Genomic DNA, 16,675 nt, shown 5'->3' on the forward strand with positions numbered 1-16,675 from the left:
TTATTTACCTTCTACCTATAAGAGTATAACAGGGCTAGTTACCCTAAATAAAAAATATTATTTTTTGAAATTGATGATATTGTTGGCTAATTGCATGCTAATATCTCCGGATTTCTCCAAGAGTCGTAGAAGTTCAGGAAGTTTCTTTTCACGAGCCAAATAAATGGTGAAGTATTCTGAAGGAACCTCCTTACCATTGAATTCAAAATCATAGTATTTCTGAAGATCTTCCAGGATATGTTTTAATGTTCGATTGTTGTAATACAAATAGCCTTCCTTCCAGGCTAGTGTTTCCTCGATTTCACCTTCATTTAATTTGACAACTTCCGTATTGCCTTCGTTTATTTTGGCTAAGTCTCCTGGGAAAAGCTTTTTCAGCATTCCAGTTTTGTTTTTTAAGTTTATACGACCTTCATACAAAAGCGTTTCATCTTTAATATTTCCTGTTTTTACATTAAAAGCCGTACCTAATACTTCAATAGTTTGTAATTCGGTTTTGACTTGAAAAGGAGCTTTCTTTTCAGCAATTAAAAGTGGCTTCACTTCAAAATAGGCTTCTCCGGAAAGTGTTAGATTTCTATCCTCCATGTAGTTTGCCTGATATTTAAGGCTGGATTTAGAATTTAGATTTACAATAGATCCGTCTGGAAGCTCAACTTTATAGAATCCTCCAACCCCTGTCTTAATGTTCAAAATGTCCTTATTACTTAAATCAAGTTTGGCAATATTTAATACGGTGAGGTTTTTAGATTTATTCTGATAAATCGCTTGTGTACTATTAGAATCTAAAATTAACTTATTGGTTTTTGAGGAGAATAAATCTTTTTGAGTGTAAGTCCCTTGATTGAAATCGGCAGTAAATTCCCTAGGTTGATGTATACTCATAGACTCATTGAGGCTAATTTTATTTGCATACATAAAGAAGCCCAATAAGAAAATCGTGCAGCCTAATACAATAAACGTGATACGTTTATTTCGTTTGCTTCGCTTATCCTGTGCTATGGAATGTAAAATTCGATCATGAATTTCATTTCCAATATCTTCCTTTTGCGTATTATTCATAATCTAGTATTCTTCCTCAAAAGAATAACATGCAGGTTATTAATGTTAAAATTGATTTTCTTAATATGGTTAAAACTTTTGACATGTGGTATTCCACCGATTTGACACTCAGGTTTAACCGATATGCAATCTCCTTATAGGAAAGGTCCTCGTTTCGATTTAATTCGAATATGATTCTACTCTTGTTGGTTATTTTTTCTGTAAGAACATAGTTTAGTTGACTTTCAATGTCTCGTACAGAAAATTGGTCATGTTCAACAGATTGGAAATCATAATCTTCTATCTCGAGGAACTCAAATCTCCGCATTTGCTTCAATACAAAAATACATTTGTTTTTGATACATACAGCAAGATATGCTTTAATAGAATACTTTATTTCTAGTTTACCCCTGATTTTCCAGAATTCTAAAAAGACATCATGCAATACATCCTTCACCAAATTTTCATTTTTAAGATACCTTAAACAATAGTCATGGAAATTTTCCCAATAAGTGAAATAGATCTCTGAGAAGGCCTTAGTATCGTTGTTTTTTAACCTGCAGAGCCAATCGTAGTCTTGATTCGAAAGTTTAAAGGTTAGGGATTCGAGGTTTTTCATGGTAGATGTAAAATAAATCAAATTGGTGTTATGTATGATTTATTGTAAATGTACTGTATAATTTTATAATTCCAAAAAGCATGTAACTTTTTTGATATTTAGTTTTTATAGCACATTTCTAATAGTTAAAGCAATATAAATGGTATTCATTATTAGCAATGTTAAAATAAATAAGAGGGCAGGAACCAATTGAAATTGATAGAATAAATGTTCTTAATTGCAGTTAGCTATTTCATTCTGACTAGAAATGTTAAACGAAAAAAAGACCACAGCTAGGGATATCCTTACTGTAGTCTTTTAATTAATTTGACCTAGTATATTTTTTTGTATTTGTGTTTTACAAACTAGTTGTAGTTAATCACAAAATCTTCTTTTTGAATACGAACTTTTTTAAGGTTCAATAACCAATCGTTTTCTTCATCACGATAGCCTAATGCAAGGATAGTCACTGAACGAAGTCCTAGTTTTTCTAATCCCAACAATTCATCCAATTGCTGATTGATAAAGCCTTCCATAGGTGTAGCATCAACTTTAAGCTCTGCAGCAGCTGCAATGGCTAAACCAAAACCAATATAGGCTTGACGAGCTGCATGTTCGAAATGCTGGTCTTTTGATTGTGTTTGTAGTTTAGCAAACAATCCATTTTTATAATCGTCAGCAAAGCCTGCAGGTAAACCGCGTTCGATTTCTTGTTGTTTGAAAGGAGCATCTACACGTTCTTTGGTATATTCATCGTATGCTGCAAATACCAATAGGTGCGAGCTATCCACAATTTGTGATTGATTGAATGCTATAGGTTGAATTTTCTTTTTTAATTCAGGATTGGAAATTTCAATGATTTTAAATGGATGTAATCCAGAAGAAGTAGGTGCTAAGCGTGCTGCTTCTACGATTTGATCTACTTTTTCCTGATCTACTGCACGGCCACTCATCTTTTTAGTGGCATATCGCCATTGTAAGTCTTCTATTAAACTCATGTGTTACGGATGTTATATTATATGTGAAAAAAATGTGTTAAAATAAAATGGATTTGACATAGCCGTCTACTACATCTTCTAAAGCCTTCGCTGAGCATACTGGATTAACACCCGGAAGTGCTAATAACTCAAATGCTACGACACCATGTAAAAGAGACCATAAGGTGCGGTATTTCAAACATTGGTCAATTTCTTTATTCGGGTTCTTATGACTTAACTCTTTAATCATACTTCTGAAGATCCCAGATAATTGATTGATTGACTCTACATTTCTTGCTGATTCGCAAGTAGGGATTCCCAATCCAAACATCACTTCATAATGCTTAGGGAATTTTTCAGCAAAATGGTAATATCCCATGCCTAACTGCTGAAATCTATCCTCAATGCTAGCGTTGGAATCAATATGTGCCAAAACCTCATTAAGTAAATTTTGAAACCCCTCTTGTACAAAATAAGCCGTGATTGCTTCCTTATTCTCAAAATGCTTATAAATTACAGGGACAGAGTACTCAATAGCATCTGCTATTTTACGGATAGAAAGATTCGCCCATCCCTCTTCTTCCACGATTTCACGAGAACATTCGATGATTTGATTCCTCAATTCCTCATGTTGTCTTTGCTTTCTTTCTGATACGCCCATACTTAATTAGTTAACAGTGTTAGCAAAAGTAACAATGATAGATAATTGTTCAAACTTTTAATAAAAAACATACAAAAAGATGACATTTTAATAGAACGGAAAATTGTTTTACCTTTAAATATGAACTTCTTGAAAAGTAAACGCAAGGTATCATTGGTCTTAGGGAGCGGTGGTGCAAGAGGCTTAGTCCAGATTGGTATAATACGTTGTTTAGAAGAGAAAGGATATGAAATAGATGAGATTGTAGGTTGCTCCATAGGTTCATTAATTGGAGCAGCATATGTGGAAGGTAAATTGACAGAATTGGAAGATTGGATGCGTAGTTTTACAAAACGCTCTGTTTTTAAGTTGATGGATTTTACGAATCCTAAATTCGGTCTTTTGAAAGGAGTTCGTGTATTTGAATCACTAAAAGAAATCTTTCCTGATCGAGATATTGAAGATATGCGCATTCCGTTTAGAGCTATTGCTACGGATTTGAAGAATGAGCGTGAGATGATTTTTGATAAGGGGAGTGTTTACCAAGCTATAAGGGCTTCCATAGCTATTCCTGGTGTCTTTACAAGTATTGAATCAGATGAATGGAATTTGGTTGATGGGGGAGTTATAAATCCACTTCCAATTAACTATGTCAAACGAAAGCGCCGAAACATCGTTATTGCTGTCAATTTAGATGGTAAACCCGATGCTAAATATGGGCCACTTCCTTTTGAAAGCAAGATGAATTCCATAGGTTTAATGCAAGAGGCTTATTTAATGATGCGCAGAAGACTATCTAAATTAAGTGTAGAACTGTATAAACCAGATTATCTGATCGATATTCCGCATAATATTGGAGGTATTTGGGATTATGATAAAGCTTCCTTTTTAATCGAAAAAGGAGTGGAGTATACAAAAAAGAATATACCCAATATTTCGACCAAAAAGAAAGCTGAGAAGGATCAAAGCCTAGTTAAATAAGCTTATTCCTCAATATTTTGCAACATACTATTCATATGTAAGTTGAATTTTTCTGGATCTTCCATATTCGGGAGATGGCCGCAATCTTCAAATTCATAGTATTTAGCACCTTTAATGCTGTTAGCCATATCCTCCATTAACTCAGCAGGAGTAATTTTATCTTCTTTTCCTCGAATCAAGATAGTAGGAACATTGATTTTATCCAATACCTCGGTAGTATCAGTTCTTGCAGCTAAAGCCAATAACGTAGCACAGATTGCCGATACGCTGTTTCTACGAATACTACTTTTGATTAGCTCAATAGCTTCTGGTCTTTCTTCGATTGCTTTTGCACCAAATACATTGGATACAAAACCGATAGCGTAAGGTCTTCTACCGTGATTTAATACGGCTTGAATGCCATCAAAGCGCTTCTGCTTACCAGCATCATCATCTGCTTTGCTGTGGGTATCGGAAAGAATTAACCCGCTAATTTTTTCTGGAAATAATTGGTAAGCACGTAAGGCAATGTATCCACCCATGGATACACCACAGATAACCGCCTTATCAATTTCCATTTTGCGCATAAAAGCACCAAGGTCTTTTGCAAAGACATCGATGGAAAAGAAGCCATGGCCTTTTGTAGTATTTCCCATTCCGCGGATATCAACTGCAATTCCGGTAATATTATCTTCTAAACTTTCCAATTGTTCCTTCCACATGTTTTTATTGAAAGGGAAGCCATGTAGGAAAATAATCGTTTGATCCCTTTTTTCGCTCGCTTTTTTAATATGGTAGGCGATACTAATGTCGCCAATTCGGATCTTGTTGCTTTTTATTATACGTTCAGCCATAAAATTAATTATATAGGTATCAACAGAATAGGGGTAATATAGTTTGAAATTGCTTAAAAAACGAAAAAATGATTTGGAAAATATAAAAAAACAGCGATATTTGCAGCACTTCAACGGACAATTAGTCCTGTAGAAATGCGCTCATAGCTTAACTGGATAGAGCATCTGACTACGAATCAGAAGGTTAGGGGTTCGACTCCCTTTGAGCGCACTTTCTTTATTTAAACTCATCATTTTTTCACGGATACTATAACAAAGTTACTGCCAGCTTTTCATCCCTGTAAGCATTCTATGCGATAAACTGCTCTTTCCTATGTTATATAAATATTAAAAAAAAGTTTGGTCAAGATTAATATTTCCTTATATTTGCATCACCAAAACGGAACGGTCAGATGACGTGAAGTGGAGGTTGACGCGCTCATAGCTTAACTGGATAGAGCATCTGACTACGAATCAGAAGGTTAGGGGTTCGACTCCCTTTGAGCGCACTTAGAATGAGCCTAATTCGTCATCGGATTAGGCTTTTGTTTTTTATGATCAACAATAAATAACATCATTATGCTAAACCTTGTATTATTCGGGCCTCCAGGAGCAGGAAAAGGAACTCAGTCCGCTAAATTAATTGAAAAATATGACTTACATCATATCTCAACAGGCGACATGTTTCGTGCTCACATTAAGGATCAAACCGAATTAGGTAAACAAGTAAGTCAAATCATTGCTGACGGTAATCTAGTACCAGATTCAATCACTATTGCAATGATCGAGGAAGAAATCAGCAATAATCCTGCTGTTAAAGGATTTATTTTTGATGGTTTTCCACGTACCGTTGCACAAGCGGAGGCTTTGGACAAGTTTATGGAATCTAAGAATATGCCTATTTCAGGTGTTATTGCATTAGATGTTAATGAACAAGAGTTAACTCAACGTATTGCTAAACGTCAGGAAATTTCAGGTCGTGCAGATGATGCAGCAGACAAATTGAAGAGACGTATTGAGGAGTACTTTGGTAAAACGGTTCATGTACTACCTTACTATGAAGCTAAAGGTAATTTAACCAAAGTAAATGGTATTGGAGATATCCAAGCTATCTTTGGTGAACTTTCATCGATCATTGATCGTTATTAATAATAAACACATTTTACTGGGAGAGGATTTATGGCTCAGGGGTCAAATTTTGTAGATTATGTAAAGGTATGCTGCCGCTCGGGGCATGGTGGATCAGGATCTGCCCATTTACACCGAGACAAGTTCACCGCAAAAGGTGGACCTGATGGTGGTGATGGTGGCCGTGGTGGGCATATCATGTTGAGAGGATCAACACAGCACTGGACGTTATTGCACTTGAAATATCGCAAGCACATTATTGCGGAAAATGGTCTGCCAGGTGGCTCTACGCTTAAAACTGGAGCAACTGGTAAGGATGAAATCCTGGAAGTACCACTAGGTACGGTGGCTAAAGATGCGGAAACAGGTGAAGTGCTTTTTGAGATTACACGTGATGGTCAAACCAAAATTCTTACTCCAGGTGGTCGCGGTGGTTTAGGTAACTGGCATTTTAAGTCGTCAACTGTTCAAACTCCTCGTCATGCTCAACCGGGCATGCCTGGTAAAGAACAATGGATTATTCTTGAACTGAAAGTCCTTGCTGATGTAGGTTTAGTGGGTTTTCCTAATGCGGGTAAATCAACCCTACTTTCGGTTGTTTCAGCCGCAAAGCCAGAAATCGCTGACTATCCTTTTACAACAATAGTTCCTAACCTAGGTATTGTTGCCTATCGAGATAATAAATCTTTCGTTATGGCTGATATACCGGGTATTATAGAAGGTGCTTCGGAAGGTAAGGGATTGGGGCATCGTTTCCTACGTCACATCGAACGTAATTCGGTTTTGCTATTTATGGTTCCTGCAGATACCGATCGCACGATCGCTGAGGAATACGATATCCTATTTAACGAATTGACTGCTTATAATCCCGAATTATTGGATAAGCCGAGATTATTAGCCATTAGTAAATCCGATATGTTGGATGAGGAACTTGAAAGAGAAATGGCACTTCAAGTGCCTAAGGGTATCCCTTATCTCTTTATATCCTCTGTCACCGGAAAGAATATTCAACAGCTGAAAGATATGATCTGGAAAGCTATCAACGAATAAAATATAAAAAAGCAGCCTTAGAGCTGCTTTTTTATATTTTTGTACCTATGGACTTATCATTAAAGGATTTCCTAGACAAAAAAGTCTTGGAATTCAATCAACCTGATTTCATTCCAAATGATCCCATTTCAATTCCTCATCAATTCAGTAAACAAGAGGATATCGAGATTATGGGTTTCTTTGCCAGTATTTTAGCCTGGGGACAAAGAAAGACCATAATTAATAAATGTAAGGAATTGATCGAACGCATGGATCATGCGCCACATGACTTTATCCTACATCATCAAGATCAAGATTTGAAATCATTATTGGGATTTAAACACAGAACTTTTAACGATACTGACCTTTTATATTTCATTGCCTTCTTCAAACAGCATTATACGCGCTTCTCGAGCCTTGAGGATGCATTTCTGCAAGGAAGTCAGCTTGGAGAGCCTTTTCAAGTTGAAGCAGCCTTAAATCACTTTAAATCTTATTTTTTCTCCCTGCCTGATTTTCCGCTGAGGACGCGTAAGCATGTGAGTTCACCAGCTCAAAAATCAAGCTGTAAGCGATTGAATATGTTTCTTCGATGGATGGTCAGAAAAGATAATGCTGGAGTAGACTTTGGGATATGGAAGAATATTGATGCAAAAGATTTAATTTGCCCCTGCGACGTGCATGTTGAGCGTGTAGCCAAGAAATTCGGTTTGATGCAATCAGATAAAGTAAATTGGAAATCAGCAGTAGAACTGACAGAAAATCTTCGATCGCTAGATCCGCTAGATCCCGTTAAATATGACTTTGCTTTATTTGGATTAGGTGTAGTAGGGGAATTATAGGAAATTCAATTCCACACTTTAGCCATAGAATGGCATATACATTTCAGTATGCTTGCCAATACCTTCAATTTCATATTCATCGGAAAAGTATTCAAAGCCCATTTCTTCATAGAAAGGATAAGCTACTTCTCGAGCAATCATCCATAAATAGTCGGCAGGTAGCTGTGTTTTGAGATGTTCTATGGCCGCATTCAATAGCTCCTTAGCATAGCCTTTTCTTCTTTCTTCGGGGATTGTTGCCATGCCTCTCAAGCGATAACCGGTATGAGGAAGCTTGGGGTGATTCGTCTGATGTATGGTTAATACCGCACATAATTTTCCTGATTCATCGTAATAACCGAGGTGAAAACTATCAGCTTTATCATGCTCAGGATTAATGCAAAGCTGTTCATCTTTCCCGTTCTGTAAAACGGAACTACGAATAGGTAGTGTATCAGCAGTTTTTATGAATCGGATCATTTATTAGCTAATATTTGCAAGATATCTACCAAACGGTTAGAATAACCAAATTCATTATCATACCAACCAACAACTTTCACCAATCCACCAACAATACTGGTCAATTGCGCATCAAATACACAAGAATAGGGATTGTTGATAATATCAACTGATACGATTGGATCTTCGGTATAATACAATACATTTTTAAGCGAACCTTCCGATGCTTCTTTGAATTTCTGATTGATTTCCTCTACGGTAGTCTCTTTCTGCAAATTACATGTAAAGTCAGTCAATGACCCATTTAATACCGGTACGCGAATACCAGCACCCCCAAGCTTACCATCCAAATGTTTAAAAACATTGGTAATAGCTTTGGCAGCTCCGGTTGTCGTTGGGATAATGGAAGCTGAAGCAGCTCTAGAACGTCTTAGGTCTCGGTGTGGCGCATCATGTAGATTTTGGTCACCTGTCATCGAATGGACTGTGGTAATATAACCATCTACGATTCCCCAGTTTTCATCTAAGATTTTAATCAGTGGAGCCACGTTATTGGTGGTACAAGATGCATTGGAAAAGATTTGGGTATTCCAATCAAAATCCGCATCATTAATACCCAACACAACTGTAGGAATCTCTTTGTCTGGAGAAGGAGCGGAGATGATAACCTGTTTGGCTCCCGCTTGAATATGTTTATTAGCTAATTCAGCTTTCACAAACAAACCTGTCGATTCCACCACTACATCAATGTCCAAATCTTTCCAAGGCAATTCCTGTGGGTCACGCTTATTTAATATCTCAATAGATTTGCCATCAATGAATAGGTGATTTTGATCGTGCTTAACTTCACGGTTTAAAGGACCATGAACCGAATCGTATTTGAATAAATGCGCTAATGTTGCGGCATCCGCCAAGTCATTAATCGCTACGACCTCGATATTATCGATGTCCCTATTTAGGATATTTCTGAGGGTATGACGCCCGATACGTCCAAACCCATTGATGGCAATTCTCATTATTGATTAAAATCTGATATTACTTCGCTTATTGCTTTTTCGCCTTCCCAATATTTCTTTAAAGCACCATCAGGGCCATAAACATAGTTTGCTGGGAATTGCGCAGGAATATGTATGCGTTGTACGAACTCTTGATTCTTGTCGTAAAGCATCTCCACATTTGGCTTTCCATCTAATTCTTTACCGAAAGTCTGTAAGAAACTAGCCATTAAAGCCGGGTCATTCATCGATACATAATAGATGTTCACCCCTTTAACCTTATCGTAATTTTTAGCTAATTCTCGAGTTTCATTTTGACAGTGACCACATGAAGGATCGAATAGAATAAATACGGTATTCTGTCCAGCTTTGATATCTGCTCTGGAAAATGGTAAACCCGATTTAACCTTGAAGAAGGTGAATTCCGGAATCGATAAATTAGCAGCTTTAACTGTCGGAGGAGCAGTAGCAGCAGCAGGTGCATCTTGATGCGGTTGACCAGCGTGTTCACTGTGGTCATGACCTTCATGACCCGCTTGCTCCTGGGTAGTAGGTGTCTCTGCTTGTTTCGGTTGATTGTTACATCCAACGGCAAATAAGCCTAAGGAAATACTCAATAAAGGTAGGACAAACTTTGTTCTCATGTTTAATGATTAAGTATCAAAACTACTAAAAAATTAGGTTAGGCCAAGATTTACTAAGGATAATATTCAGGAATCTGACATAAATAAAACATCAAAACCATTTCAGATTTCCATACTTAGCAGATATGCAACAAAAAGCCCCAAAGGATATCCTTTGGGGCTTTCAATATTTGTTATTCCAGATTATGGAGTTACAACTTTAACTTGTTTTTTCTCTTCTTCCTTAGCTGAAGATGCTAAGTGTTTTCCACGACTTAAGTCGAAGATAGCAGGAGCTGCTAAGAAGATAGATGAGTAGGTTGCTACAACGATACCAATTAAGATAGCGAATGAGAAACCACGGATAACTTCTCCACCGAATACAAATAATACGGCAAGTACGAAGATTACGGTTAATGAAGTGATCACTGTACGACTCAATGTCGAGTTAATCGCATTGTTAATCGTAGTGCCAATCTCTTCTTTATGTGCATTTGGTTTCTTCAAGTACTCACGAAGACGGTCAAATACAACCACCGTATCGTTCACCGAGTAACCCAATACCGTTAAGATTGCTGCCACAAAGTGTTGGTCAATATCCAATGAGAAAGGAACGATTCCATCCAACATGGAGAATAAACCTAACAAGATGATTGCATCGTGAATTGTTGCAATTGCAGCACCAGCAGAATATTGCCATTTGTGGAAACGAACTAAGATATATCCAGCGATTACAATGATCGATAGGATAGATGCGTAGATCGCACGGTCTCTAATATCACTTGCAATTGTAGGTCCTACTTTTTGTTGCGATAAGATCTCGTATTTAGAAACTTGAGCTTTGCTTAAGCCTTCGTTTAATTTTGCTAATACTTCTTTATCTGCAGCATCAGAAGTCTCCTCGATATGGTAAGAAGTCGTGATGCGTAATTGGTTTTCACTTCCAAAAGTCTTAACCTCTGTTGTAGTACCAAATACATTATTTAAGTTCTCACGGATGTCTTCAGCTTTTACTTGTTCATCAAAACGAACAGTATAAGTACGACCACCTTGGAAATCTACACCGTAAGAGAATCCTTTTGTTGCGATAGAAGCAATAGAGATTACTACAGCGATTAAAGAGATGGTATAAGCCACTTTTCTTTTCTTAACGAATTGGAAGTTGGCATTTTTCATCGTATGATCAGACCAAGGGAAAGACACCGTAATTTTCATCTCACGCTTCAACATGTATTCGAAAATTAAACGAGTGATGAAGATGGCAGTGAATAATGAGGTAATAATACCGATCATTAAGGTAGTTGCAAAACCTTGGATAGGACCTGATCCTGTAAAGAACAAGATTAAACCTACTAAGAATGTTGTGATCTGCGAGTCTAAGATAGACGGCATCGCATGTTTGTAACCATCTGATACTACTTGACGCATGGATTTACCAAGAGCCTTTTCTTCACGCATACGCTCATAGATCAAGACGTTTGCATCGACGGCAGTACCCATGGTCAATACGATACCTGCAATACCCGGAAGGGTCAATACTGCATTTAACGATGCAAGTACACCCATCAAGAAGAACACGTTGAAAATTACAGCGATGTTAGCTGCAATACCAGCACGGTTGTAATAAGCAATCATGAATGCCATTACCACGATGATACCAACGATAGCCGAGTTTACACCAGAGTCAATCGCTACTTGTCCTAATGATGGACCTACGATAGCCTCTTCAACGATTTTTGCCGTAGTCGGTAGACGACCAGCTTTCAATACGTTTGCTAAGTCTTTCGTATCTTCAATAGTAAAGTTTCCAGAGATTTCTGAATTACCACCAGCAATTTCTTTTTCTACACCAGGAGCTGAGTAAACAACACCATCCAAAACAATAGCGATAGAGTATTTACCTTGAGCAGCCTGACCCGTTACACGTTGCCATTGACGAGCACCTTCAGCGTTCATCGACATGGAAACGATTGGTTTATTTTGTTGGCTGAATCCATCACGTGCATCAGTGATTACATCACCAGTCATGGTTGGACCATTCTCAGCACCTGAAGTTTTGATAGCATATAAAGCTAAGATGTCAGCTGTTTTAGAGAAGCTCTCTGGTTTAACAGCCCATAATAGGCGCATATTCCCAGGGATAATGCCTTTCACCTCAGGACGTGCTAGGTAAGCATTAACCTTTGCTGTATCTTTTAAGCTTGCATAACCTACGATTGCACCCGGTGCTAATTCCATTTGACCTGAAGGACCTTGTCCAACATTAGGATTCAAAACAGAGAATAATGGGTTACCAGCTTCTAATCCTGCATTTGCTGCAGCATTGGAGTCAGTAGCATTTTTATTTGCACCTAGTTTTGCTAATAGGTTATCTTCTTTTTTGGTTGTGTCAGCAGCAGCAGTTGCAGTAGAATCAGTTGTCGCTACTGTAGCAGGAGCTTTTTTGTCCGATTTAAGTGCTGATGCTAAAGTATTGTTGATGTTGTCAATAATACCATAAGCTTGCTCATTCCTGAACGTCTCATAGAATTCTAACTTAGCAGATCCTTGAAGCAACTTACGAACACGCTCTTGATCGTTTACACCTGGTAACTCGATTAAGATACGGTTAGTTCCTTGTTGGATTTGGATATTAGGAGAAGCTACACCGAATTTGTCAATACGCGTACGCAATACTTTGTAGGAATTCTGGATCGCGTTGTCAGCTTCTCTGTTTAAGAAACTACGAACTTCACCTTCTGAACTTCCAGCTTGAATTGCACCAGCATTATCCTTCGTAGCGAAGAATGTCGCAATAGGCGTAGTAGCACCAGTAGCTTTGTATTCATTTAAGAATAATTCAATCAACGATGTGTTAGTCGTTTTGCTTTTTGCAATAGCAGTCTCTAAAGCCTTATTGAAGTTTGCATCTTTTGGTTTGTTTGCCAAGTTGGTAATTAACTCGTCCAAGGAAATTTCCATGGTCACGTTCATACCACCTTTCAAATCCAGACCAAGAGCAAGCTCATTTGCTTTTGCTTCGCGATAGGTGAATTTTGCAATGCCTATATTATACACCACTTCACTAGCGATGGAATCCAAATACGCCTTTTCCTTTACCATGTCTCCTTTGGCATAGTTTGCGGCATCTTTTTCAACTTTTCGTGTTACAAAAGTGAATGATAAGGAGTAGAGGCACGCTAGGGAAACCACTATCACCAAAAATTTAATCAGCCCTTTACTCATTGTCTAATCGTAATAAATTATGGTTTTTTATGTTCTTTTTTTAAGCTTAATAATATTTACCAAGAATCGCAAAGGTATAAAAAAAATGCATAATGAAAATAATTAAGCAAACTTAATCTCGAAAATTTTGTTATACATAATTTCCCTTCCACCGAACTCCCAAATATAACATAGAAAAAAGGAAATGAATAGGTTATTTCAACTCCTCTTCCATAGAAGATTGTAATTTTCTTGTTCCTTTAACTCCTTTTAAGATCTTAATATGGATTGATAAAGATCCCAATAGGCTTTAGCAGCAGTTTCCCAAGAGAATTGTCCAGCCCAAGCTTTTATTTCATCCGAACGGTCCTCTCCTTGAATGATCATTTCAAGCTTATTTGTGGCAAAATCCTGTAAATAATTCGCATCCATCGACTCCAAATAAAAAGCCTCTTTGCCACCAATTTCAGGTAAACTGGTATAGGTCGATAATAAGACCTTCTTACCAAAACTCATGGCCTCAATTACAGGAAGTCCAAATCCCTCAGCCAAGGAGGGAAATACAAATAAGGAACAATGTTTCAAGTAACTGTATTTCTCTTCTTCAGAAACTGGACCTGTTAATATAACGCGGTCTTCTAATCCCAAAGATTTAGCAATTGCTTTTATTTTTTGGTAATAGTCCTCTTCTTGGATGATTCCACTGATGACCAACTTATAATTATTGTTGACCAACAAAAAAGGCAACACATGAAAATTTTTTTTCGCTGCTATGGTGCCTATACTGAATAGAAATGGTCCATCTATTGGTGATTCCGGAGAAGCTAACTTTATCTTTTCGGGATCAATATTGCTTCCATTATAAATGACCTCTATTTTTTTATTACCTAACTTACAGTGCTTTTCCACATCCTCTTTGACAAAGTTAGAGATGGCCACTACAGCAACGGCACGGTCAATATTCGCCTGAACCTTTCCTAGATATTTTTTAATCTTTGCGGGCGTTTTACCCTCAGCAATAAAGTTGAGATCATGTATGGTTAAAACAACCTTGGTTTTTCCTTTTTTAGGAAGATAGGGGGAGAGTTGGTAATTGGCATGATACAGATCAAATCCCTTCCAAGATAGTTTCAGGAATTTATCAATTGATTTTTGCTTGATGTAGTTCTTGTCATCTCCAAAAACCAATTCTGCTCGTTCGTTATGATAGAATGAAAGTTGCATATCCAGAGGTGCGCTATTTAATAAGGCATTCCCCAAGTTTAAACAGTAATAATATAAGCCGGTATGGCTATATTTCATTCTTTCGGTCTCAAAAACGACTCTCATACTATTGTTGTGCTGGTTCCAACAGCGAATATAATAAGACTTTCTTTTCTAGCTCTAGATTATAAAAACTCCGCATCAATTCTTGCCCTTGTTTGGCTACTTCATTGCGGTATTCTGGATTATTTAATAAGTCCAGTATATAGTTTGCAAATTTATCAGAATCATCGGTCACCAAACAGCCGCTATTGATTTTATTAACTAACCCTGTGACACCGTAAGAATTGGTAACTACCGGAAGCCCCATCGATAAGGATTCCAATACTTTAATCTTAATGCCCGTTCCACTCAGCATCGGGCAAATGGAGATCTTAGAATTTCGATATGCTGCATCTAAGTCATCAACAAAGCCCAACTTATGGATACTAGGATGTTCTGTAACGTAATTGGCAATTTTACCTATAACCGCAATTTTCATTGGCGGTAATTTCGGTAGTACATTTTCAGTAAACCATTTAATCCCTTTTATATTATGCGGGTTTTCACTCGCTACATAAATGATATCATACAATGGATCTTGTGGATGACTACTGATGTCATCGAGTTTGTACCCAATAGGTATCAAATCTACCTTTCTTTGACAAAACTGCCCAAATATATATTTCTCCTCAATGGAGAATGTCCAAATACTTTGGAACTTTTTTAGGATACTAATTTCCGATTTTAAATTTTTAGATGCTTTGCTACTGCTTTTTAAATCATCTACTTTTAATAAGCTAATAAAATCATGCGTATCAATAATGGTACGGGCAGCGTATGGTAGGTAATCCACCAATTTACCCCATTGAGCGTAACTGATGATGATGATGTCGTATTTCGTTTCTTGTAATACTTTCTTAAATTCTTTCCGCATAATAACGGAGGTCAAATCCACTCTGTTTTGCTCAAAGGGCTTTACAAATAGGTTTGGAAGTTTATATACAAAGAGGTACTTGAAGAAATCATCTCTTTTAAATTTTCTGTTGATGATCTTTAAACCAAGTTTAGGGTACTTGTTTTTAAAGTCTATTTCGGATTTATCGTCCCAATTTCCCCATACCCTTTCAGACACAAAGTCGGTATCAAATTGTTCCTCCTGTTCACTGAAGAAGGCTAGTAATTGCTTACATCTGGAAATATTGCCGGCATGTCCCTTCATAGGGTTGTCAGGCATAAAATAAAGGACTTTCTTTCGCTCCATAGACAATAAGTTCAACGACAATTAATAGGATAGTGCTACAAAAATGCTGATAGAAGTGCCAACTTACTTGACAGACGTATAGAATCTTGATTATGATCAAGACCATTTAGGTTGCGAATACAAACTTGATAAATTGTTGTTGTTTTAAAAATCATGTTTGCCGTAAAGTTCTATCCTTTTCCCCACAATAACAAAAATATTACAAATTATTCTGACCTAAAAAGGGCATTGACTACTATGTGTACGATGTTTTGTGCTTTGTTTACTACAGTTTATGTTGTGTTGAGCAGTAGTAAAAATACACAAAAAAAGGCTTCAAAATATTGAAGCCTTTTCGATTGAAAATAAATTCTTGACTTATTTAAGCACGAATTTCACACCGAAAGTGAAACCACCACCATCAAAGCCAGTATCGTTATTTAAACCTAAATAAGGTTTGTAGTCTAAGTGCATAGCGATAGGAATAGTAGGGATTTTGTATTCCAAACCTACTTGAGGGCGGATACCGAAACCTGTGCTAGAGTGTCCATCGTAGCTATAGATACCTACTTGAGCACCAACACCAGCATACCATGCTAAACCATCAGCACCAGGGATAGCTTTTTCGTATTGCCAGTCAGCACCGAAAGATACCCAGTGATTACGGAATGCTGCTTGTAATTGTAATGCAGAAACGTTAGTTAATGCAGTTTTGTATTGGATACCTACGTTAGAACCGTCATATCCGTCGAATACGATACCAAGAGCTGATTTGTAAGGAGTTTGCGCTTGAGCTTCAGAAGTAGCAAATGTTAAAGCTGCTACTGCAATTAGAGGTAAAAATAATTTTTTCATGTGAATTAATTTATTGTTTTCCATAAA

The 16,675-nt window shown here is 37.2% G+C and carries 16 protein-coding genes and 2 tRNA genes; 6 read left to right on the forward strand and 12 right to left on the reverse strand.

What is annotated here, in order from left to right; translation table 11 throughout:
• Window positions 1-57: 57 nt before the first annotated feature.
• The 4 genes from ABD676_RS06915 to ABD676_RS06925 form a co-directional block, all read right to left on the reverse strand.
• Complete coding sequence (locus tag ABD676_RS06915; RefSeq protein ID WP_344673866.1) at window positions 58-1,062, reverse strand: FecR family protein; 1,005 nt, start codon at window positions 1,060-1,062, stop codon at window positions 58-60.
• 16 nt (window positions 1,063-1,078) lie between these two features.
• A complete protein-coding gene (locus tag ABD676_RS18200; protein ID WP_425565273.1) occupies window positions 1,079-1,660 on the reverse strand; it encodes a sigma-70 family RNA polymerase sigma factor in 582 nt (193 codons plus the stop codon).
• A 344-nt stretch (window positions 1,661-2,004) separates the two neighbouring features.
• Window positions 2,005-2,637, reverse strand: a complete 633-nt coding sequence (locus ABD676_RS06920; RefSeq protein WP_344673867.1) for a nitroreductase family protein — start codon at window positions 2,635-2,637, stop codon at window positions 2,005-2,007.
• A 37-nt stretch (window positions 2,638-2,674) separates the two neighbouring features.
• Window positions 2,675-3,277 carry a TetR/AcrR family transcriptional regulator gene (locus tag ABD676_RS06925; protein WP_344673868.1) on the reverse strand — a complete coding sequence of 201 codons (603 nt, stop codon included), beginning with the start codon at window positions 3,275-3,277 and terminating at the stop codon, window positions 2,675-2,677.
• Between the two features lie 120 nt (window positions 3,278-3,397).
• Here ABD676_RS06925 and ABD676_RS06930 point away from each other — a divergent pair, with 120 nt between their 5' ends.
• A complete protein-coding gene (locus ABD676_RS06930; RefSeq protein ID WP_344673869.1) occupies window positions 3,398-4,237 on the forward strand; it encodes a patatin-like phospholipase family protein in 840 nt (279 codons plus the stop codon).
• A gap of 2 nt (window positions 4,238-4,239) precedes the next feature.
• Here the strand turns inward: ABD676_RS06930 and ABD676_RS06935 are convergent, their stop codons facing one another.
• Entirely contained in the window at window positions 4,240-5,070 is an 831-nt protein-coding gene (locus ABD676_RS06935; RefSeq protein WP_344673870.1) for an alpha/beta fold hydrolase, read from the reverse strand.
• 137 nt (window positions 5,071-5,207) lie between these two features.
• Between ABD676_RS06935 and ABD676_RS06940 the strand changes: the two genes are divergently transcribed.
• The 5 genes from ABD676_RS06940 (at window position 5,208) to ABD676_RS06960 (ending at window position 8,048) form a co-directional block, all read left to right on the forward strand.
• Window positions 5,208-5,281 (forward strand) — tRNA-Arg (locus ABD676_RS06940).
• Between the two features lie 203 nt (window positions 5,282-5,484).
• Window positions 5,485-5,558, forward strand: a tRNA-Arg gene (locus ABD676_RS06945).
• A 70-nt stretch (window positions 5,559-5,628) separates the two neighbouring features.
• Entirely contained in the window at window positions 5,629-6,198 is a 570-nt protein-coding gene (locus ABD676_RS06950) for an adenylate kinase (RefSeq protein WP_344673871.1), read from the forward strand.
• Between the two features lie 30 nt (window positions 6,199-6,228).
• The gene (gene obgE, locus ABD676_RS06955; RefSeq protein ID WP_344673872.1) at window positions 6,229-7,227 is read left to right on the forward strand and encodes a GTPase ObgE; all 999 of its coding nucleotides are present in this window, start codon (window positions 6,229-6,231) and stop codon (window positions 7,225-7,227) included.
• A 47-nt stretch (window positions 7,228-7,274) separates the two neighbouring features.
• Window positions 7,275-8,048 (forward strand): TIGR02757 family protein, encoded by a 774-nt coding sequence (locus tag ABD676_RS06960; protein ID WP_344673873.1) that lies wholly within the window; start codon window positions 7,275-7,277, stop codon window positions 8,046-8,048.
• An 18-nt stretch (window positions 8,049-8,066) separates the two neighbouring features.
• On the opposite strand, the gene ABD676_RS06965 is transcribed toward ABD676_RS06960, so the two are convergent.
• The 7 genes from ABD676_RS06965 to ABD676_RS06995 all read right to left on the reverse strand — a co-directional run bounded on the left by ABD676_RS06965 (window position 8,067) and on the right by ABD676_RS06995 (window position 16,648).
• Window positions 8,067-8,507 (reverse strand): GNAT family N-acetyltransferase, encoded by a 441-nt coding sequence (locus tag ABD676_RS06965; protein WP_344673874.1) that lies wholly within the window; start codon window positions 8,505-8,507, stop codon window positions 8,067-8,069.
• The gene (gene gap, locus ABD676_RS06970) at window positions 8,504-9,502 is read right to left on the reverse strand and encodes a type I glyceraldehyde-3-phosphate dehydrogenase (protein ID WP_344673875.1); all 999 of its coding nucleotides are present in this window, start codon (window positions 9,500-9,502) and stop codon (window positions 8,504-8,506) included. The genes ABD676_RS06965 and gap overlap by 4 nt, the downstream gene beginning before the upstream one ends.
• Entirely contained in the window at window positions 9,502-10,125 is a 624-nt protein-coding gene (locus tag ABD676_RS06975; protein ID WP_344673876.1) for a peroxiredoxin family protein, read from the reverse strand. The genes gap and ABD676_RS06975 overlap by 1 nt, the downstream gene beginning before the upstream one ends.
• 183 nt (window positions 10,126-10,308) lie before the next feature.
• Window positions 10,309-13,329 (reverse strand): protein translocase subunit SecDF, encoded by a 3,021-nt coding sequence (gene secDF / locus ABD676_RS06980; RefSeq protein ID WP_344673877.1) that lies wholly within the window; start codon window positions 13,327-13,329, stop codon window positions 10,309-10,311.
• 249 nt (window positions 13,330-13,578) lie between these two features.
• Window positions 13,579-14,637 (reverse strand): glycosyltransferase family 4 protein, encoded by a 1,059-nt coding sequence (locus ABD676_RS06985; RefSeq protein WP_344673878.1) that lies wholly within the window; start codon window positions 14,635-14,637, stop codon window positions 13,579-13,581.
• A gap of 1 nt (window position 14,638) precedes the next feature.
• Complete coding sequence (locus ABD676_RS06990) at window positions 14,639-15,814, reverse strand: glycosyltransferase (protein WP_344673879.1); 1,176 nt, start codon at window positions 15,812-15,814, stop codon at window positions 14,639-14,641.
• Window positions 15,815-16,171: 357 nt separating this feature from the next.
• Window positions 16,172-16,648 (reverse strand): hypothetical protein, encoded by a 477-nt coding sequence (locus tag ABD676_RS06995; protein WP_344673880.1) that lies wholly within the window; start codon window positions 16,646-16,648, stop codon window positions 16,172-16,174.
• Window positions 16,649-16,675: the final 27 nt, after the last annotated feature.

The organism is Sphingobacterium kyonggiense (assembly GCF_039536825.1).
Taxonomy (GTDB): Bacteria; Bacteroidota; Bacteroidia; order Sphingobacteriales; family Sphingobacteriaceae; genus Sphingobacterium; species Sphingobacterium kyonggiense.

Coding starts and splice junctions, on each gene's coding strand:
- ABD676_RS06935 (WP_344673870.1), bottom strand. CDS start 5,070: ATGGCTGAACGTATAATAAAAAGCAACAAGATCCGAATTGGCGACATT.
- ABD676_RS06950 (WP_344673871.1), top strand. CDS start 5,629: ATGCTAAACCTTGTATTATTCGGGCCTCCAGGAGCAGGAAAAGGAACT.
- ABD676_RS06995 (WP_344673880.1), bottom strand. CDS start 16,648: ATGAAAAAATTATTTTTACCTCTAATTGCAGTAGCAGCTTTAACATTT.
- ABD676_RS06985 (WP_344673878.1), bottom strand. CDS start 14,637: ATGAGAGTCGTTTTTGAGACCGAAAGAATGAAATATAGCCATACCGGC.
- gap (WP_344673875.1), bottom strand. CDS start 9,502: ATGAGAATTGCCATCAATGGGTTTGGACGTATCGGGCGTCATACCCTC.
- ABD676_RS06960 (WP_344673873.1), top strand. CDS start 7,275: ATGGACTTATCATTAAAGGATTTCCTAGACAAAAAAGTCTTGGAATTC.
- ABD676_RS06920 (WP_344673867.1), bottom strand. CDS start 2,637: ATGAGTTTAATAGAAGACTTACAATGGCGATATGCCACTAAAAAGATG.
- ABD676_RS18200 (WP_425565273.1), bottom strand. CDS start 1,660: ATGAAAAACCTCGAATCCCTAACCTTTAAACTTTCGAATCAAGACTAC.
- ABD676_RS06975 (WP_344673876.1), bottom strand. CDS start 10,125: ATGAGAACAAAGTTTGTCCTACCTTTATTGAGTATTTCCTTAGGCTTA.
- ABD676_RS06925 (WP_344673868.1), bottom strand. CDS start 3,277: ATGGGCGTATCAGAAAGAAAGCAAAGACAACATGAGGAATTGAGGAAT.
- ABD676_RS06990 (WP_344673879.1), bottom strand. CDS start 15,814: ATGGAGCGAAAGAAAGTCCTTTATTTTATGCCTGACAACCCTATGAAG.
- ABD676_RS06965 (WP_344673874.1), bottom strand. CDS start 8,507: ATGATCCGATTCATAAAAACTGCTGATACACTACCTATTCGTAGTTCC.
- secDF (WP_344673877.1), bottom strand. CDS start 13,329: ATGAGTAAAGGGCTGATTAAATTTTTGGTGATAGTGGTTTCCCTAGCG.
- ABD676_RS06930 (WP_344673869.1), top strand. CDS start 3,398: ATGAACTTCTTGAAAAGTAAACGCAAGGTATCATTGGTCTTAGGGAGC.
- ABD676_RS06915 (WP_344673866.1), bottom strand. CDS start 1,062: ATGAATAATACGCAAAAGGAAGATATTGGAAATGAAATTCATGATCGA.
- obgE (WP_344673872.1), top strand. CDS start 6,229: ATGGCTCAGGGGTCAAATTTTGTAGATTATGTAAAGGTATGCTGCCGC.